Source organism: Neochlamydia sp. TUME1, from assembly GCF_000813645.1.
GTDB lineage: Bacteria > Chlamydiota > Chlamydiia > Chlamydiales > Parachlamydiaceae > Neochlamydia.
The window spans coordinates 1-20,011 of sequence record NZ_JRXI01000135.1 but is presented as its reverse complement, the minus strand read 5'-3'; the positions used below and the strand labels follow the sequence as shown (position 1 = coordinate 20,011).

Genomic DNA, 20,011 nt, shown 5'->3' with positions numbered 1-20,011 from the left:
GCCTAAAAATTCCTTAGAGACAGGAAGCTTATGATAGATAATCTTTCTACCCATCATCTTATATTCGGAGTATAAATCCTTTAGCCCCTCCGCGAGGAGGAGGAACCTTAAGCCAAAGACTGGCAAGACTTGGATGGAGAAAAAAGAAATAATACTTTGAAAGTCATTTAGGACTTGGGAGGGAATTTTTTCTTTAGGAAAGTGGCCTATCAGCAAGCATGCTTTATAATTTAAATGCTGCTCTACGAAATAGATGGAAGAATTGGAATATCTAAAAGACAATGGGTGCTAATTTAGTAGCATAAGGCTCGGCCTTAAAACAAACGACCTACTAGATTATTTATCTAACAAGGCCATTTAGAGGAGGAAAATTAAAAGTTCATACTTATCAAGCTTAATCTATCAAATTAAAGAGGGCCTGCCGGATTTCCTCTGAAAGGGTTGCATAATGAAGCGGATCACGACGCAGCTTATTTTCTATTTTCCATATCTTATGAATACTCCCATCATGCAGCAATAAAATCCGATCTGCCAGATAAATAGCATCACGGAAGTCGTGGGTGTTCATTAAAATCGTACAATTTAATTTCTCTTTGATTTTACGTAATAGTTCATAAACCTGCTCACGAAGCACTACATCTAGCTTGTTAAAAGGCTCGTCTAGCAGTAGAAGAGGGCGTTGTTGCAAAAGAGCACGGGCGAGAGAAGCCCTTTGGCGCATTCCTCCAGAAAGTTGCTCAGGATATAGGTTAGCACTTTCTTTGAGGCCCATTTCTGAGAGCAGGCTTAATGCTTTTTGCTGGAGGGATAAGCTAGAAGAAGGCTTTTTCCCTAATTCTGTAGGGAGGAGTAAGTTTTCTAGAATGGTTCTCCAAGGAAGCAATAGATCTTCTTGCGCCATAAAAGCAATGGATTCTGCAGGTTGACCTGTGACCACGCTAATAACTCCTGTTTCGAGCGGTAATATGCCTGCGAGGAGTTTAAAGAGAGTCGTTTTCCCTGATCCTGACCATCCTACTAAAGAAATAACTTCGTTAGGTGATATATCTAACGAAAGATTTTTTAGTATCTTTTTTTCTCCGAAAGAAAAAGAGAGATTTTGAATTTTTAATAAGAATGCTGGCATATTCACTCGTTGAGTCTTTTTATCTTAATAAAAGAGAGGATTGAATGAAACACAAGCTTAAAGATGTATCGACTACCTTTCAAGAACATTGAATGAATAGATGGGTTGCTGGGGGAAGTTTGTTATTATAACAATCTCTACGGGAAAGCTTAGAAAATTTTTTATCTCCATCTCCTTTGGCGTCCTGAAAGTATCCTCCTGGAAAGGAAAGAAGTAGAGAGTTTGGCTAACTTTTAAGGAGGTAAAAGATAAATTAGATTGGATGGTGCCCTACTATTAGTTCTATAGGTGTTTCCTCTTGATGACTATCACTAAATTATCTATGATCATTTCACTAATTTTAAAATTCATTAAGGAGAGTTGTGGAAAAAAGTCACGTTCCTTCTAAAGGAACCGTTTTGTCAGCTATGTTTCTTGTAGCGGGTTGTTGTATTGGCGGAGGAATGCTTGCTTTGCCTGTTGCCACGGGTGTGAATGGTTTTATACCTTCTTTAGTGGTCATGGTTATCTGTTGGATAATGATGACAATTACAGGTTTACTTTTATTGGAAGTTAGCCTGTGGATGGAAGAAGGTGTCCATGTCGATACCATGACACATCGTCTTTTAGGAAATGTTGGACGTTGGATTAGCTGGATTCTCTATCTCTTTATTTGTTATGCCTCGCTTGTTGCCTATACAGCAGCAGGAGGCCATCAGCTAGCCCTCGCGTTCGGCAGCATTTTTGATATTCCCTTGACTAAAGAACTAGGGTGTACGATCTATATCTTAACTTTTGGACTCGTCCTATATTTAGGGAGTGCCATTGTAGGTCGAGTCAATGCAATTTTATTTATGGCTATGCTTGCTTCCTATGTAGCCTTAATTAGCATAGGGATGCCTGAAGTGCAAGTTACTTATTTGAAATATAGTCATTGGACCGGTTTTCTATTAGCTATTCCTTTAATGTTGGCCTCTTTCAGCTATCAAACAATGGTCCCAAGTTTGACCCCTTATTTAAAAAAGAATTTAAAAGGCTTACGTTTAGCAATTATTGGAGGGACCTCTATCACCTTTATGATCTATGCTTTATGGCAATGTATGATGCTAGGTATTGTTCCTGTAGAAGGAACCCATGGCTTGGCTCAAGCCTTGATAGATGGCAAGCCTGCCACCCTTTTTTTAAATGAGCATGTGCACGGAAAGTATGTAGCAAGTATTGCCCATTTTTTTGCTTTTTTTGCCGTTGTCACTTCTTTTTTGGGAATTGCTTTAGGGCTATTTGATTTCCTTTCCGATGGATTAAAAATTAAAAAAATAGGAATGGGAAACGTAATATTAGGCATCTTAATCATCATGCCTACCCTTGTTTTTGCTACTCAATTTGAGAGAGTGTTTGTCGTCGCTTTAGATTCTTCGGGCGGTTATGGGGATACAATCTTAAATGGCTTTATTCCTGTTTTAATGGTCTGGGTAGGGCGGTATTCTAAAGGATATCCAGCTTATTTTCGCGTGCCGGGAGGAAAATTACTACTAAGCGTAGTATTTATATTTTTTCTTCTATGTTTATTGCTTGAGATTTTTGTACACACCGGGTATTTATCTTCTGTGTATGAAGCCTATGAACTAATCGAAAAAAGAATCGACATTTAGGAGAAATTGTCATGCGTTTTTTATTAGCTATAAAAGCATTTATTAAAGCTTGGAAGGAGCCCACTAAGGCTCTAGTTTTTTTAGACGATTCGGTGAAAAATTTAGACAGTACCAAGCAAGACTATTCACATTTGCGCTTGCTTGCTTTATTGCAACAGTCAGGGCGGCTTATTGATTTTTTAAAAGAAGATATTCATGCTTTTACTGATGCTCAGGTAGGTGCGGCTGTACGCCAAATACATCAAGAATGTAGTAAGAACTTGGAAGAACTGGTAACCATACGTCCTATCATGCTAGAAAAAGAGGGAGCAATGGTTACAGTACCCAAAGGATATGATACTACAGCTATAAAAGTATCGGGCCAAGTTAAGGGGGAGCCTCCCTACATAGGGACTATTGTTCACCAAGGCTGGAAAGCTCATAAACGATCTTTGCCCATGAAAATGGCAGAACAAGCCTCCGAAATTATTTGCCCTGCAGAAATTGAAGTTAAAGGATAATTAAAGAAACTATTTTTCTCTCTATATATTGTATATAAGGTATTTTAATCATGGTCTCTTCTAGCCATTATATTATCGGTATTGATCTTGGAACGACTAATTGTACTTTAGCTTATACGCAAGCTGATGATAATAGCTCCGTCATTCATCAATTTTCTATTCCACAGGTCATGGAGGCTACAACCTTAGGTGAGAGTAAAGCTCTTCCCTCTTTTTTATATTTTCCCTTATCAGAGGAGCTTTCTGCAATTCCTCTAGAGCTAGCAGATTTTTTTAGCTCTGATAAGTGTGTAGGATCGTATGCTCGTAATAGAGGGGCTGAGCTGCCTGCTCGACTCATCTCATCAGCAAAATCCTGGCTTTGTCATCCTGGCATCAATCCCCATGCCCCCCTCCTTCCTACAGATTTGGACGAAGAGAGCTCAAAAATAAGTCCTTTGCAAGCTTGTTCGGAATTATTGCGGCACATGCGTTTAGCATGGGAAAAAAGCATGCCACAAGTTCCATTTAAAGAGCAGCAGATCCTAATTACGGTTCCTGCCTCTTTTGATCCGCGAGCTCGCCAACTTGTCGAAGAAGCTGCAGCTTTAGCAGAATATCCCGCTATTATTCTTCTGGAAGAACCTCAGGCAGCCTTTTATGCATGGTTGCATAGGCATGCCCAGGAATGGCGTAAAATCCTTAAAGTGGGAGATCATATTTTAGTAGTAGATATTGGGGGAGGAACTACCGATTTTAGTGTCATCTCCGTAATTGACCAAGAAGGAGAGGTAGGATTAAACCGCATTGCCGTAGGATCTCATCTATTACTGGGTGGAGACAATATGGATCTAGCGTTAGCTTACCTTGCAAAATCTAAATTAGAAGAGCAAGGCCATTCTATTGATGAGTGGCAGCTTAAAGCTTTAACACATGCTTGCCGGCAAGCAAAGGAGCAACTGTTTTCGGCAGAACCCCCTCAGCAAGTGGACATCACTATCATGGGGAGAGGACGTAAACTAATAGCCAATTCTTTAAAAACATTTATAACCTTGCCAGAAGCCCAAGAATTAATTTTGCAAGGTTTTATGCCTATAGTGCCTCTCGAAGAGCGTGCTCATCATGAAAAACGTTTAGGCTTGCAGCAGATTGGCTTACCTTATGCGCAAGATGCGCGTATAACTTGTCAATTAGCTAAATTTTTGTCTATGACCGGTGAAAGTGAAAGCTCGAGCATGGATAATTTTCTAATGCCTACCGCTGTCCTCTTTAACGGGGGAACCATGAAAGCAGAAGCATTTTGCCAAAGAGTGGTAGAGCAACTTAATTATTGGGCTACAAAAATGCATAGAGAAACGGTAAAAGTATTCGCAGACGGCGATCTGGATTATGCTGTGAGCTATGGAGCTGTTAGCTATGGACTTGCTTGTCGAGGGCAGGCTATAAGAATTAAAAGCGGTACAAGCCGCAGTTTTTATGTAGGCGTAGAAGAGGCTACCTTGGCCGTGCCCGGTATTACACCCTCTCTTAAAGCTGTGTGTGTAGTACCTTTTGGCATGGAGGAAGGCTCAGAACAAGATTTACCAGGCCAAGAATTTGCCCTCGTCGTAGGGCAGACAGCTACCTTTCGCTTTTTTAGCCATGCAACTAAAACGTTGTCCAATGGTATAGAACCTTTAGTAGGAACCGTAGTTAAAAATTGGAAACAGGAGCTGACCGAGTTACCTAGCATGGAAGCCTGCCTGGACCGTATGGAAGGAGATGGAAAAGTGATTAATGTTAAGTTAAAGTCTCGGATGACAGAATTGGGTGTCCTGGAGCTATGGTGTGTATCAGCAGATGGACGTCAATGGAAGCTGGAATTTGAAACACGTAAGGAAATAAATCCGTCTTGATGAAGTAGTTAGCTGCCAGCCAATAAAAAAGATTGCGGGACTTTTTCTTTAAGTGACCTGAAGTTTTAGTTTTTTCATCCTGTCTTAAGTGCTTTGCATCTTAAATTTACACTTCTCTTCTTTTAGATAACTTAAAACTGACCCTACCTGTAAAATTGCAAAAGCCCTGCAAGAAGCGGGTAGAGGCTTGAATTAAGAAAATTTAATATTTAGGTTAGCGGGCAATAAGCTATTTACTTAGCTGTTAATAATCGGAGGGCATCTTGTTTCATGCGTAGATGTACACTGTAGAGGCCGTTGGCACGGCTAGGTGTTAGGCTAGCACGAATACCCAAGTCTTCTAAGAATGTGGGTGCACAGGTTAAAATAGATTCTGGTGTCTCTCCATTATAGACATACACAAGAAGAGCTGCTAGCCCGGCAGAAATTAAAGCTTCAGACTCTACTTCAAAATAGACGTTTCCCTCTTTTAAAAAAGAGTGTAAATACATGGCACTTTGGCAGCCTTTAACAATATTCTCAGAGGTTTTGCGATGGAGTTTCGGCTTCGTTAGTGTTCGACCCATTTCAATGATCTTTTTGTATTTAGATTCTTCATTAGGACAAGCTACAAAAAGAGCTTTTAATTCGTTTTGCTTTCTTTCAAAGGTTGGTGACATAAGGAAACAATATTTTATCAAATTTAATATATAGCTCTACTATCTACTTTATCTTAAAGCTAAAAAATTTAAGGAATAGCAAACTTAACCAAGTTTAAATAAACCGCAGTTAGCAAGTTTTTGCAAAAAATAAAAGCTTTTAAGTTATCGCCCATATTTTTTAATAAAGAGCCCGCGGGAAGTGATTGACAATCTTAGAAAAGAATAGCTCTCCTATCGTTTATTTACCATATTAAATTTTTCTCTAGCTATGTATGTTTCATAGGTCAGCTTTTAATCCTCTAGAGTAATGTTTAACCTCCGTTCCCCTAAACTGAAAAATTTAAAAGAGAAGTGTTTTTTTTATCCTTATTCGCAAAGAGAAATAGGAATAGCTTAAAAGGGACTAGTGAAGATAAAAGTACTGGTAAGTTACCTGCAGAAATAGCTTGCAGAAGACTGGTTTTAAATATTCATTAGGTCATGTAAGAATGTTAGGCAAAGAGAAGTACAATCAAAAATTCTTAACAAAATGTAGACGTTGAGTCCTTAAGCCTTAAGATAAATATAAAAAACCGTCCTTACAAGAGGGGGTTTGCAATATAGCAGAAAAGCTAGAAGGAGATTAGCCAAGTGATATCTCCAAGAGTAAAATAATTTTCATGGATTTTACATTTATGCTTGACATTTAACAAATTTGTGTTAATTTATTCTACACTAAATAAATCGTTTCTATTTCTTCAAAGACATAAACCCAAATATAGCATGGCAAAAGAAGATACTATTAAATTGGACGGCACTGTAGAAGAGCTACTTCCAAATATGACCTTTAGAGTGTCCTTACAAAATGGCTTAAAGGTGATAGCCCATCTGTGTGGAAAAATGCGAATGAAAAATATTCGTGTTTTAGTAGGAGATGTGGTGACTGTAGAAATGTCTCCTTATGATTTAACGAAAGCTCGGATAATTTTCCGCCAACGTTAAGAATAGGGAAGATCCTGATAATTGTTGATCTTTTATATAAAAAAAGCTAAACTTTTATGCTTTTGAGTTTGCAGACAAAAATTGCTTGCCCAGATAGCTCAGTGGTAGAGCACTTGCATGGTAAGCAAGCGGTCGAAGGTTCAATTCCTTTTCTGGGCAAAAAAAGAAAAAAAATAAATATATTAACGTCCTTACTGGAGTTTAACGGAGGATATAATGGCAAAACAATCATTTCAACGTAATAAGCCTCACGTAAACGTGGGCACTATTGGCCACGTCGACCATGGCAAAACAACCCTAACAGCCGCTATAACAAAAGTATTGGCTGAAGCAGGCGGAGCAACTTTTAGAGACTATGCTTCAATCGATAATACACCTGAAGAAAAAGCACGTGGTATCACTATCAACTCCACTCACGTGGAATATGAAACTGATGCTCGTCACTATGCACACGTTGACTGCCCAGGTCACGCTGATTATGTAAAAAACATGATTACTGGTGCTGCACAAATGGATGGTGCTATACTTGTGGTAGCTGCTACAGATGGTGCTATGCCTCAAACGCGCGAGCATATCTTATTGGCTCGTCAGATGCAAGTTCCTGCGATTGTTGTCTTTCTTAACAAAGTAGATATGCTAGGTGAAAGCGATCAAGAGTTGCTTGACTTGGTGGAATTAGAATTGCATGAGTTACTCGAATCTAAAGGCTATAAAGATGTGCCTATTGTTAGAGGATCTGCCTTAAAAGCTCTCGAAGGGGATGAGAAATATGTGGAAGCAGTTAAGCACTTAATGCGTACTGTTGATCAGCAAATTCCTACACCTACACGAGAAATTGATAAGCCTTTCTTAATGCCTGTTGAAGATGTGTTCTCAATTTCTGGACGTGGTACAGTAGCTACTGGTCGTGTAGAGCGAGGAATAGTCAAATTAAACGATAAGTTACAGTTGGTCGGGCTAGGTGAAACACGCGATACTGTAGCGACAGGGGTAGAGATGTTTAACAAGTCTATGGATGAAGCACGTGCCGGTGAAAACGTCGGTCTTCTTCTTCGCGGTCTTGAAAAGACGGATATCGAGCGTGGAATGGTATTAGCAGCTCCGGGTACTTGCACTCCTCATACTGAGTTCAAAGCGCCTGTATACGTGTTGACTAAAGAAGAAGGTGGCCGTAAGAAACCTTTCTTCACAGGTTATCGTCCTCAATTTTACTTCCGTACGACAGACGTAACCGGTACCATTGAATTGCCAGCAGGTGTAGAAATGGTGATGCCTGGTGATAACGTGGAAATTATCGTTAAATTAATTGCTCCAGTGGCTATGGAAAAAGGTATGCGCTTTGCTATTCGTGAAGGCGGACATACTATCGGTGCTGGTACAGTATCAGAGATTATCAAGTAAGTGTTAGTGTGAGTGTGTAGAGAAATAGGTGGGTAGCCTACAATTTTCTACACACTTACCTTATTGATGAGGGTGTGTAGCTCAGCTGGTAGAGCAGCGGTCTCCAAAGCCGCCGGTCGGGGGTTCGAATCCCTCCGCACTCGTAGTGAAGTAATCACAACGAGAGTATATTGGAGGTAAAATATGGTAGTCGAAGTAAAATCAATGGAAGCAAAGAAAAAACAACAGCCTGCCCTTAATACCTCTAAAAATAAAGAAACTTTGGCGGCTCATAAAAAAATACAAGTAGCCGACTTTATTAGTGAAATTAAAGCTGAACTTAAACGTATTAACTGGACGAATCCGGAAGAATTAAAAACTTATACTCTTATTGTGGTCGGTGCCACTTTTTTTTGTGGGATGGGTATATATTTTATGGATTTACTCATTCAAGCGTGCCTTTGGTTTTTAGAGTCGGCTCTGCGTTTAGTAGTTTAAGATTAATAACGGCGGTGGTAAATGCACAAATGGTATGTCGTACAGGTTTTCTCTACACATGAAAAAAAAGTCAAGAAAGCATTAGAGGAGCACCGAGACCTCAAAGGCATGAGCGAGCTTATCGAAAAAATATTGCTGCCCATTGAAAATGTTTCTGAGGTCAAAAAAGGACAACAGAAAATTATTGAAAGACGTTTATGGCCGGGTTATCTCCTTGTAAAAATGACTCTGACGGATGAGTCTTGGCATTATGTTAAGCAGACTGCAGGAGTCATTGAGTTTTTAGGTGGAGACAAACCTACAGCTTTATCTGATGCAGAGGTTGAAGAAATTCTTAGAGATTTGGAAGATAAAAAACAAAAAGTTACTCAGCGCCACAAGTTTGAAATAGGCGACAAAGTTAAAATTATCGATGGTGTATTCGTTAACTTTATTGGAACCGTCTCTGAAGTCTTCCATGATAAAGGCCGTTTGAGTGTATTAGTTTCTATTTTCGGGCGTGATACACGTGTGGATGATCTAGAATTTGTACAAGTGGAAGAAATTAACGAAGAAGCAGAATCAAGCTAGAGATCATAAAGAGATAGGGTTTTAAATAGCACTATCATGAAGATGTCAATAAGATAATATAAAATGAGTGTGACAAAAAACCCAGCCTTGATGCTTTAGCTGCTTCAGTTCCCTGCCTCGGGGTGTCACATGTTAAGATGAATGGTGGATAGAAGGAAATTATGGCAAAAAAAGTTGTTAAAATTATTAAGTTGCAAATTCCAGCAGGGAAAGCTAATCCAGCTCCACCTATTGGTCCAGCACTCGGTTCTGCCGGTGTGAATATTATGGCATTTTGCAAGGAATATAATGCTAAAACTCAGGCGATGGCAGGAGATATTTTGCCCGTCGTCATCACTGTGTATGCTGATAAAAGCTTCACATTTATTACAAAAAAGCCCCCTGTAGCAGAACTATTGAAAAAAGCAACAGGCGTAGCAAAAGGGTCGGCCGTACCTAATCGAGACAAAGTGGGCAAAATTACTAAGGCGCAAGCGCTAAAAGTGGCTGAAGAAAAAATTCAAGACATGAATGCGCGCGATTTAGAAGCTGCTACACATATCGTTCTAGGAACAGCACGTTCCATGGGCTTAGAGTTAGTCGCTGAATAAACTTATAAACAAAAAGAGAATATGGGTCGCCAAAGCAAAAGAATTCGGGAGGCAGCAAAACAAGTGGATGTGACTAAGACATACACTGTTAAAGAAGCTGTCGAAATTTTAAAGAAATGTCCGCCTGTTAAATTTGATCAGACGCTTGACGTGGCTTTAAAAATGGGCGTGGACCCTCGTAGAACGGATCAACATGTCCGCGGAACTGTATCACTACCGAATGGTACAGGAAAAACGATTTCAATACTCGTTTTTGCCAGAGGTGAAAAGGTTAAAGAGGCCTTAGCAGCTGGAGCCGACTACGCAGGTGACGATGAACTTTTAGAAAAAGTTAGCGGGGGATGGAGCGGCTTTGATGCCGTTATTGCCACCCCAGATATGATGCGTGAAGTAGGTAAGTTAGGTAAAGTTCTTGGCCCTCGAGGACTCATGCCAACACCCAAAGCTGGAACCGTAACCACTGATATCGTTAAAGCTATTCATGAGCTCAAAGCCGGTAAAATTGAGTTCAAAGTGGATCGCCATGGTATGATTAACAATGGATTGGGTAAGCTGTCTTTTGCGCATGATAAACTTGAAGAAAACATAATGGCATTTTTGCATGCTGTGCAAAAGTCCAAACCAGCTGCAGCGAAGGGACAATTTATGAAGTCTGCGTACCTCTCCTCTACGATGGGGCCCGGCTTAAAAATCGACCTGCGTGCAATTGAGCAAGCTTAAAGGAGTTATTTTATGAGAGAAGAAAAGCAGCTCCTTTTAGATGAAGTACAAGATCATCTTCAGAAAAATGATTCTTTTTTGATCATGCGCTACAAAGGCTTTACAGCTAATAAAGCTAACGAATTTCGTGGCGACCTAGCTAAGCAGGGTGGCTTCATTGAAGTTGTGCGTAAGCGTATTTTAGTGAAAGCAGCTAAAGCAGCAGGGCTTGATATAGATGTAGACTCACTAGAAGGGCATATAGGAATTGTTTTGGCAGGGCATGAGCCGCTTGATACAGCAAAGTATGTATATAAGTTTAGCCAGGACAATGGTAAAGTTGTTGAAGTGATTGGTGGCCGTTTTGAAGGCCAACTGTACAATGCAGCTGAAATGGAGGCCTTAGCTAAGCTGCCCAATAAAGATGAAATGCGTGCGCAGCTACTTGGCGTTCTTCAAGCACCGATGTCTGAGACATTGGCAGTCATGGATGCAGTGTTGTCAAGCGTGGTTTACTGTTTGGACAATAAATGTAAGCAAGCCGGCGAAGATAATAATTAACCCATTAACATAAAGTTTTTAGAAATTAAAGAGGTAGTACTGTGAGTAAAAAAACAGAAGATTTAGTCAATACCCTCAGCGAATTGAGCGTATTAGAGATGTCTGAGTTGAAAACTATGCTTGAAGACAAGTGGGGCGTTAAGGCCGCTGCTGCTGCTGTGGCAGTTGCTGCACCTGCAGCTGCTGCGCCTGCTGCTCCAGAAGCAACTGATTTTCAAGTGACTTTGGTTGAATCCCCAGCTGATAAAAAAATCGGTGTCATTAAGGTTGTACGCGAGATTACAGGTCTTGGCTTAAAAGAAGCTAAAGAACTAGTAGACGGTGCTCCAAAAGTGGTCAAAGAAACAGCCCCAAAGGCAGAAGCTGAAGATATTAAGAAGAAGCTAGAAACTGCAGGTGCTAAGGTTACACTCAAAGGACTCTAAGAAAGTTTTTTTGAGTTTTATCACCCAGGTAGGGGAATTAGTATTCCCCTACCTGGGCTCATCTATTTTTAAGTTTGGCTTTTTGGTATAGAATTAAAACTGTAAATTAGGAATTGATATTTTGGTTCTTGAAAAATATAGTCGATATATCCATGCTGTATGGCTAGTGGTAGATACTATGAGTAAATATCAGTCTATCTTTAATTCCATACCTATCATCCAAACAATTAAGTTAAGTTACACAGGGAGACCTTCAGAATGTTGAAAAGGCCGCCGCAACGCATGAGTTTTATCAATAAAAAAGAAATTATTGATCTTCCGAACCTTATTGAAATCCAAATAAAATCTTACAATCAGTTCCTTCAAGCTAATAAGTTCGCGGATGAGCGCGAAAATATCGGTTTGCAGGAGGTGTTTAGCGAGCTGTTTCCTATTAAGTCTTATGACGAAAAGACTATTTTAGAATACATCTCTTATAGCCTTGGTGTTCCTAAGTATACTCCCGAGGAGTGTATTCGCCGAGGAATTTCTTATAACGTCACGCTAAAGGTTAAGTTTCGTTTAACAGACGAGACAGGGATCAAGGAAGAAGAAGTGTACATGGGCACTATCCCTGTAATGACGGATAAAGGTACCTTTATTATTAATGGTGCTGAGCGCGTGGTTGTTTCTCAGTTGCATCGCTCTCCTGGAATTAGCTTTGAGCAGGAGCGGCATACAAGAGGAAATGTTATCTATTCTTTCCGCATTATTCCTTACAGGGGAAGCTGGCTAGAAGGCGCATTTGATAGCAATGATCTTATCCATATCTACATCGATCGTAAGAAAAGACGTCGTAAGATTTTGGCCACAACTTTTATTCGTGCGTTGGGATACTCGACCAATACAGATATTATTGAAGAATTTTTTAGTACCCGCAAAGTTAAGATTAAAAACGAAAAAGAATTTGTTAAATATGTAGGTAAAATCCTTGCGCAAGACGTTATCGATGAAGATAGTGGTTTAATATTTGGTAAAGCAGCAGAAAAATTAACTACAGCCATGTTAAAGCGAATGATAGACTCAGGTATTGAAGTTATTCGCATTGCTGAAGATGCGGATGAAACAAGCCCTATCATTAAAATGTTAGCAAAGGATTCTACAGATTCCTATGAATCGGCTTTGAAAGATTTTTATCGCAAAATTCGTCCTGGTGAACCTGCTACTTTGTCGAACGCCCGTTCTGCTATTATGCGTTTATTCTTTGATCCCAAGCGCTATAATTTAGGCCGTGTAGGTCGTTATAAGCTTAACTCAAAATTGGGCCTGGAGCTTACTGATGAACAACTCCAAACAGTCACTTTGACGAAAGAAGATGTGATTGGTGCTTTAAAATATCTAATTCGTCTTAAGCAAGGTCGCGATGATGTTAATATTGATGATATTGACCATTTAGGTAATCGTCGCGTACGTTCTGTGGGCGAATTAATTCAAAACCAATGTCGTATTGGCTTGGCTCGTATGGAGAAAATTATTCGAGAAAGAATGAATCTTTTTGATCTGTCTTCGGATACCTTGACTCCTGGTAAAATTGTTTCCGCAAAAGGCCTTTCGGGTGTGCTTAAAGACTTCTTTGGTCGCTCACAATTGTCTCAGTTTATGGATCAAACTAACCCCATTGCTGAGCTTACCCACAAACGTCGTCTTTCTTCGCTTGGACCTGGCGGCCTAAATCGAGACCGCGCTGGCTTTGAAGTGCGCGACGTGCATACAAGCCACTATGGAAGAATTTGTCCCATTGAAACTCCTGAAGGCCCGAATATTGGTCTAATTACCTCTTTATCTTCTTTTGCTAAGATTAATGAGTTTGGTTTTATTGAAACCCCTTATCTAATTGTGCGAAATGGCATAGTCACAGAAGAGATCGAGTACATGACTGCAGATCAAGAAGAGCGCTGTGTAATTGCCCAGGCTTCTGCTACCCTGGATGAACATAATATGTTTGCTGATTCAATCGTATGGGCACGTTATCGCAGTGAACCGCTAGAAATTGAATCATCCAGAGTTACTCATATGGATGTTTCCCCCAAACAGTTAGTCTCTATTGTGACAGGACTAATTCCTTTTCTTGAACACGACGATGCTAACCGCGCTTTGATGGGCTCTAACATGCAACGTCAAGGTGTACCTTTGTTAAAACCTGAAGCGCCTTTGGTAGGAACAGGATTAGAAGCAAGAGCTGCAAGGGATTCTGGCGCCGTGGTAATAGCGCAAGAAGAAGGGGTTGTGGAGTATGTGGATGGTACAAAAATTGTCATTTCTCCTTTGGATAATCGGATGGAGAAAAAAGTTTATCTGTTGAAGAAATTTTTACGTTCTAACTCCGGTACCTGTATTAATCAGCAACCGCTTGTAGAAGTAGGAGATAAAATAAAAGCCGGCGATGTAATTGCCGACGGACCTGCCACAGACAAAGGTGAAGCTGCACTTGGGCGTAACGTACTGGTAGCCTTTATGCCTTGGTTTGGCTATAACTTTGAAGATGCCATTATCATTTCTGAAAAATTATTACGTGAGGATGCTTTCACTTCAATTTATATCGAAGAGTTTGAATTAACAGCTCGCGATACGAAATTGGGTAAGGAAGAGATTACACGCGACATTCCTAACGTATCAGAAGAGGCTTTACTTAATTTAGGAGATGATGGTATTATACGCATAGGTGCTGAGGTAAAGCCAGGCGATATTCTCGTTGGTAAAATTACACCTAAGTCTGAAACTGAACTTGCTCCCGAAGAAAGATTATTACGCGCGATTTTTGGCGAGAAAGCGGCTGATGTAAAAGACGCTTCATTGACAGTGCCTCCCGGCACTGAAGGCGTAGTCATGGATGTAAAAGTCTTCAGCAGGCGAGATCGTTTATCTAAAACCGATGATGAATTAGTTGAAGAAGCTTCTCGTTTGAAAGATATTCAAAAAGAATACAAAGCTAAGCTTAATGAAATTCGTATAGAAAGGCGCGAACGTTTAGGTGCCTTGCTATTAAATGAAATGTCTCCAGGTACTATTGTTCATCGCAAGACTGCGGAAGTTGTTCTCGAAGAAGGTGCTTTAATTAATCAAGAGATGATTGAAGCAATTGAAAAAGAGAACATTGAAGATCTTCTGACGCCTGATAATGAACTTTTCCAAACGCTTAAGCAAATTCTGCATGATTACACGATCGCCATGCAAACCTTGGACACTCAGTATAAAACTGAAGTAGAGCATATGAGGAAGGGGGATACTGATTTAGACCCCGGTATTATACGCCAAGTTAAAGTTTACGTAGCTTCTAAGCGTAAATTACAAGTGGGAGATAAAATGGCAGGCCGCCACGGTAACAAAGGGGTGGTCTCAAGAATTGTGCGGGAAGCTGATATGCCTTATATGGAAGATGGCCGGCCCATTGAAGTCATCCTCAATCCTCTTGGAGTGCCTTCTCGTATGAACATGGGTCAGCTTTTTGAAACTCACTTAGGTTTTGCGGCTCGTGCTGCAGGAATCTGGGTGCAAAGTCCTGTTTTCGAAGGTTTTCCAGAAGAAAAAATCTGGGAAATGATGAGAGCACAAGGAATGCCAGGAGATGGGAAATTTTATCTCTACGATGGATGTACAGGCGAACGTTTTGATAACTCTGTAGTAGTAGGTTACATTTACATCTTAAAGCTCTCTCACTTAGTGGCTGATAAAATTCACGCACGCGCCGTAGGACCTTATTCGCTGGTTACACAACAGCCGTTGGGTGGTAAGGCGCAAATGGGAGGGCAGCGCTTTGGTGAGATGGAAGTTTGGGCGGCTGAAGCTTATGGTGCAGCACATGTGTTGCAAGAGTTACTTACGGTTAAATCGGATGACGTGTCGGGACGTACAAGTATATACGAATCGATTGTTAAAGGTGATAATTTGCTTAAAGCAGGAACACCCGAATCCTTTAACGTTTTGATAAAAGAGATGCAAGGCTTAGGCCTTGATGTTCGCACAGAATCCGTGATAACTGAATAGATTTATTAAGAGGATACAAGCATGACAGACAATCAAAGAGATGAGCAGCAATTTGATAAGCTCACGATCAAAATTGCATCTGATGATATCATCAGAAATCAATGGTCGCGTGGAGAAATTAAAAAGCCTGAGACGATTAATTATCGAACTTTTAAGCCTGAAAAAGGTGGTTTGTTCTGTGAAAAGATTTTCGGTCCTACACGCGATTGGGAATGCGCTTGCGGAAAATATAAAAAAATCAAGCATAAGGGTATTGTTTGCGATCGGTGTGGTGTCGAGGTTACTCTCTCCAAAGTACGCCGCGAAAGAATGGCCCATATTGAATTAGCTGTACCAGTCGTGCATATTTGGTTTTTCAAAACTATGCCTTCGCGTATTGGAAATGTTTTAGGCATGTCTTCCACCGATTTAGAAAGAGTCATTTATTATGAAGAGTATGTAGTTACAGATCCAGGTAATACAGACCTTGAGAAAAAACAATTGCTCAACGATGTCGAATACCGAGAAGCTCAAGAACAATATGGCCGAGATTCTTTTAAAGCTAAAATGGGTGCTGAAGCTGTTGCCGATTTGCTGGCTACAGAGGATTTACAATCTGTTTTAGTTGAGCTGAAAGAAAAGCTACGTAAAACTAAATCCATGCAAGCGCGCATGAAGTTAGCTAAGCGTCTTAAAATTGTAGAAAGCTTTGTTTCCTCTACTAATAAACCTGAATGGATGGTCATGGCATGTGTACCTGTCATTCCACCGGATTTAAGACCCCTTGTTCCTTTAGATGGTGGTAGATTTGCGACCTCTGATCTTAACGATCTTTACCGTCGCGTAATCAATCGCAATAATCGTCTTAAAGCTATTCTTAAGCTAAAGACCCCTGAAGTGATTATCCGCAACGAAAAACGTATGCTGCAAGAAGCTGTAGATGCTTTGTTTGATAATGGCCGTCACGGACATCCAGTGATGGGAGCTGGTAACCGCCCTCTCAAATCCTTATCAGAAATGCTTAAAGGTAAACAAGGACGTTTCCGCCAAAATCTTTTGGGTAAAAGGGTAGACTACTCGGGACGTTCAGTGATTATTGTGGGCCCTGAGCTAAAGTTTAACCAATGTGGTTTGCCCAAGCTAATGGCTCTTGAATTATTCGAGCCCTTTATTGTGAAACGCTTGAAAGATTTAGGCTATGTTTATACCATACGCTCTGCTAAAAAGATGATTCAACGTCATGCACCCGAGGTGTGGGACGTCTTGGAAGATATCATTAAAGGGCATCCTGTTCTACTCAACCGGGCACCTACCTTGCACCGCCTAGGTATTCAAGCTTTCGAACCGGTACTCATAGAAGGAAAAGCTATCCGCATCCATCCTCTAGTTTGCGCTGCATTTAATGCTGACTTTGATGGAGACCAAATGGCCGTTTATGTGCCTTTATCCATTGAAGCACAATTGGAAGCTAAGCTTTTGATGATGGCTCCGGATAATATCTTCTTGCCTTCCTCGGGTAAACCCGTAGCTGTCCCTTCGCAAGATATGACCCTCGGCCTTTATTATTTAATGCATGATCCTCTTTATTTTCCTGAAGAGCATGGACAGAAAATACGTATCTTCCGAGACGCTCAGGAAGTGTTAATGGCTTTAAATGCAAGCGGAAGTTATAACTGGTATGAAGACGAAAAAGGTGGCAAGCGTATTGATAATGAAGCCACTAATAAAGTGCATTACAGCCGTGGCGTTCGTATTCATGAGTTAATCAAAGTTAGAACAGAAGCAGGTATTATTGAAACTACACCTGGACGGGTACTTTTCAATATGATTGTACCTAAAGAAATGGGTTTTCAAAATTATAGCTTGCCTAAGAAAAAGATGTCAGAGCTAGTCATGGATTGTTATAAAAAAGCTGGGTTGGAAGCCACAGTACGTTTTCTTGACAATCTAAAATCTTTAGGCTTTTCTGAAGCTACCAAAGCTGCTTTATCGATGGGAGTATGCGATGTACGCATTCCTGAGATTAAAGGTAAAATTTTACAAGAAGCTCATGAGCGTGTAGCCCAAGTTAAAAAGCAGTATGAAGAAGGGATTATCACCGATGGAGAGCGACACTCTAAAACTATCAGTATTTGGACAGAAGTCTCTGAACAAGTTTCTGAAGAATTATTTAAACTTGTAGGAGAAGTCAAAGACTCCAAACGTAACCCTTTGTATATGATGTTAGATTCCGGCGCACGTGGTAACAAGTCACAGATTAGGCAGTTAGGTGCATTGCGTGGTTTGATGGCAAAGCCGTCAGGCGCAATTATCGAATCGCCTATTACCTCAAACTTCCGCGAAGGGTTAACTGTTCTTGAATATTCGATCTCTTCTCACGGTGCCCGTAAAGGTCTGGCAGATACAGCTTTGAAAACTGCTGACTCCGGCTATCTTACTCGTCGTTTAGTTGATGTGGCCCAAGATGTGATCATCACCGAAGAGGATTGCGGAACTTTAAATGGTATTGAAGTATCGGCTATTAAGCAAGGGCAGGAAGAGTTATTGCCTTTAAAAGATCGTATTTTCGGCCGTACTGTCTCTGATGAAATTTATCTGCCCGGGGATAGCACAAAATTACTGGCTAGAGCAGGCGATATTTTGACTATTCTACAAGCCGAGGCTATTGATGACTCAGGTATTGAACATATTAGGATTCGTTCGGTGTTAACCTGCGAAACACGCCGGGGAGTATGTTCAAAATGCTACGGCCTTAACTTGGCAAATGGGCGAACTGTTGGGCAGGGTGAAGCAGTAGGTATTATTGCCGCGCAGTCTATTGGTGAGCCTGGTACACAGCTGACCATGCGTACTTTCCACTTAGGTGGTATCGCCTCAGCAAGTGTAAGCCCTGAGATTATTACCGAACAAGAAGGAATAGTCATCTATACGGATCTTCGCGTCGTACAAAATGATGAAGGATTGTGGATTGCCTTGAACAAAAATGGGTCTTTAAACATTGTCCGAGATGAAGGACGCACGATTGAAGAATATAAAAAATTGCTTAGCACAAAATCAATTGAAGCTCTTCAAACTTTCACGGTAGAATTAGGTACAAAAATTTTAGTGCCCGATGGATCAAAAGTGAAACTAGGTAAGAAAATTGCTGAGTGGGAGCAACATAATATTCCAATTATTTGCGATCGCCCGGGCTACGTTAAATATGAAGATCTTGTGGAAGGTATCTCTACCGAACGAGATGTTAATAAGCAAACGGGTCAGACGGAATTGGTTGTCAAGCAGCACCGTGGTGAGCTTCATCCTCAAATTGTAATCTACGCCGATAAGGAATGTACAGAGCTTGTAGGTACTTATCCTATTCCTTCGGGAGCTATTATTTCAGTAGCTGAAGGGCAATATTCTAGTGGTGGTAAGCTTCTTGCTAGATTGCCTCGTGGAGCCTTGAAAACGAAAGATATTACAGGGGGTCTTCCTCGTGTGGCTGAGCTCTTTGAAGCTCGCAAGCCGAAAGATTCTGCGGAAATAGCTAAAATTGACGGGGTGGTAGATTTTCGTGGTGTACAAAAGAACAAGCGAATAGTCGTAGTGCGTGATGAAGTATCAGGAATGGAAGAAGAACATCTCATTTCTCACACTAAGCACTTAATCGTTCAGCGTGGCGACCATGTTATCAAGGGCCAACAGCTGACTGATGGCATAGTCATCCCTCATGAAATTCTTGAAGTGTGTGGGGTACGGGAACTGCAGAAATATCTTGTTAATCAAGTACAAGAGGTTTACCGCCTCCAAGGTGTGGATATCAATGATAAACATATTGAGATTATCGTACGCCAGATGCTCAAAAAAGTGCGTGTGCTGGATCCAGGCGATACAAGTATGTTGTTTGGTGAAGAGGTAGACAAGCGAGAATTTGAGCAAGAAAATAATAAGGTGATTAAAGAAGGCGGTAAAGCCGGGCAAGGGGTTCCTGTCCTGTTGGGTATTACAAAAGCTTCATTGAGCACCGAATCCTTTATTTCAGCTGCTTCTTTCCAAGATACTACCCGTGTATTGACAGAAGCTGCTTGTGCAGGCAAGACTGACTATTTGATGGGCTTTAAAGAAAACGTCATTATGGGACACATTATCCCGGGCGGAACAGGCTTTGCCTATCATAAGCGAGTTAAAAAGTTTGTCGACAAAGAGCACGAGGAAGAGTTGGTGTTTGACTTTGAAGATGAACCTGTAGAAGTTTCTGTGTAAACTTCTACCTTCACTGCCTTTAAAAAGAGGGAGTGATTCTCTACCCTTTGCCAAGCGTATTAACTATCCATCAAGAGTCTATACTTGATGGATAGTTTTTTTATTTAGCAAGAAGTTAAAAAGCTTATCTTTCTTTCTAGTCGCCTTAATACTAGGGCAGCCTAGATAACTCCATTTTTTTAAAGTCATGGCTACTAGGTCTAATTTAAAGTGTGTATTTCAAAGAGGATTCGTTTTATCCTCATTAGCTTAAAGTTTATCCCAAACTATTCTTAATCATAAACTTTTAAA

The 20,011-nt window shown here is 40.6% G+C and carries 15 protein-coding genes and 2 tRNA genes; 15 read left to right on the top strand and 2 right to left on the bottom strand.

All coding sequences use genetic code 11. The annotated features are described in order from the left end of the window. Nucleotides 1–394 precede the first annotated feature (394 nt). Nucleotides 395–1,126, bottom strand: a complete 732-nt coding sequence (locus DB41_RS06335; protein ID WP_039385551.1) for an ABC transporter ATP-binding protein — start codon at nt 1,124–1,126, stop codon at nt 395–397. Between the two features lie 362 nt (nt 1,127–1,488). On the opposite strand from DB41_RS06335, the gene DB41_RS06330 reads away from it, so the two are divergent. The 3 genes from DB41_RS06330 to DB41_RS06320 are packed head-to-tail and all read left to right on the top strand — an operon-like array spanning nt 1,489 to nt 5,131. Next, entirely contained in the window at nt 1,489–2,757 is a 1,269-nt protein-coding gene (locus tag DB41_RS06330) for an amino acid permease (RefSeq protein WP_052243958.1), read from the top strand. A gap of 11 nt (nt 2,758–2,768) precedes the next feature. Beyond that, entirely contained in the window at nt 2,769–3,257 is a 489-nt protein-coding gene (locus DB41_RS06325; RefSeq protein WP_039385549.1) for a DUF2760 domain-containing protein, read from the top strand. A gap of 50 nt (nt 3,258–3,307) precedes the next feature. Beyond that, nucleotides 3,308–5,131 carry an Hsp70 family protein gene (locus tag DB41_RS06320; protein ID WP_039385548.1) on the top strand — a complete coding sequence of 608 codons (1,824 nt, stop codon included), beginning with the start codon at nt 3,308–3,310 and terminating at the stop codon, nt 5,129–5,131. A gap of 233 nt (nt 5,132–5,364) precedes the next feature. On the opposite strand, the gene DB41_RS06315 is transcribed toward DB41_RS06320, so the two are convergent. Then, nucleotides 5,365–5,790 carry a SufE family protein gene (locus tag DB41_RS06315; RefSeq protein WP_039385546.1) on the bottom strand — a complete coding sequence of 142 codons (426 nt, stop codon included), beginning with the start codon at nt 5,788–5,790 and terminating at the stop codon, nt 5,365–5,367. A 744-nt stretch (nt 5,791–6,534) separates the two neighbouring features. Here DB41_RS06315 and infA point away from each other — a divergent pair. From infA to rpoC, 12 genes are all read left to right on the top strand, one after another. Continuing rightward, nucleotides 6,535–6,753, top strand: coding sequence for a translation initiation factor IF-1 (infA, locus tag DB41_RS06310; protein ID WP_039385545.1), 219 nt, complete (start codon nt 6,535–6,537; stop codon nt 6,751–6,753). Between the two features lie 87 nt (nt 6,754–6,840). Beyond that, nucleotides 6,841–6,912 (top strand) — tRNA-Thr (locus DB41_RS06305). A 57-nt stretch (nt 6,913–6,969) separates the two neighbouring features. Next, on the top strand, nt 6,970–8,154 hold the full coding sequence (tuf, locus tag DB41_RS06300) for an elongation factor Tu (protein ID WP_039385543.1): 1,185 nt from the start codon (nt 6,970–6,972) through the stop codon (nt 8,152–8,154). A gap of 70 nt (nt 8,155–8,224) precedes the next feature. Then, a tRNA-Trp gene (locus DB41_RS06295) sits at nt 8,225–8,297 on the top strand. Between the two features lie 40 nt (nt 8,298–8,337). Further along, the gene (gene secE / locus DB41_RS06290) at nt 8,338–8,631 is read left to right on the top strand and encodes a preprotein translocase subunit SecE (protein WP_052243957.1); all 294 of its coding nucleotides are present in this window, start codon (nt 8,338–8,340) and stop codon (nt 8,629–8,631) included. 21 nt (nt 8,632–8,652) lie between these two features. Continuing rightward, nucleotides 8,653–9,201: a transcription termination/antitermination protein NusG gene (gene nusG, locus DB41_RS06285; protein ID WP_039385542.1), complete on the top strand. Its 549-nt coding sequence runs from the start codon at nt 8,653–8,655 to the stop codon at nt 9,199–9,201. 161 nt (nt 9,202–9,362) lie between these two features. After that, nucleotides 9,363–9,791: a 50S ribosomal protein L11 gene (gene rplK / locus DB41_RS06280; protein WP_039385540.1), complete on the top strand. Its 429-nt coding sequence runs from the start codon at nt 9,363–9,365 to the stop codon at nt 9,789–9,791. Nucleotides 9,792–9,812: 21 nt separating this feature from the next. Then, complete coding sequence (gene rplA / locus DB41_RS06275; protein ID WP_039385539.1) at nt 9,813–10,511, top strand: 50S ribosomal protein L1; 699 nt, start codon at nt 9,813–9,815, stop codon at nt 10,509–10,511. Between the two features lie 12 nt (nt 10,512–10,523). Next, nucleotides 10,524–11,051: a 50S ribosomal protein L10 gene (gene rplJ / locus DB41_RS06270; RefSeq protein WP_039385537.1), complete on the top strand. Its 528-nt coding sequence runs from the start codon at nt 10,524–10,526 to the stop codon at nt 11,049–11,051. A gap of 41 nt (nt 11,052–11,092) precedes the next feature. Continuing rightward, the gene (gene rplL, locus DB41_RS06265) at nt 11,093–11,476 is read left to right on the top strand and encodes a 50S ribosomal protein L7/L12 (protein ID WP_039385535.1); all 384 of its coding nucleotides are present in this window, start codon (nt 11,093–11,095) and stop codon (nt 11,474–11,476) included. 261 nt (nt 11,477–11,737) lie between these two features. Beyond that, nucleotides 11,738–15,499: a DNA-directed RNA polymerase subunit beta gene (rpoB, locus tag DB41_RS06260; RefSeq protein WP_039385564.1), complete on the top strand. Its 3,762-nt coding sequence runs from the start codon at nt 11,738–11,740 to the stop codon at nt 15,497–15,499. Nucleotides 15,500–15,520: 21 nt separating this feature from the next. Next, the gene (gene rpoC / locus DB41_RS06255; RefSeq protein WP_039385533.1) at nt 15,521–19,720 is read left to right on the top strand and encodes a DNA-directed RNA polymerase subunit beta'; all 4,200 of its coding nucleotides are present in this window, start codon (nt 15,521–15,523) and stop codon (nt 19,718–19,720) included. Nucleotides 19,721–20,011: the final 291 nt, after the last annotated feature.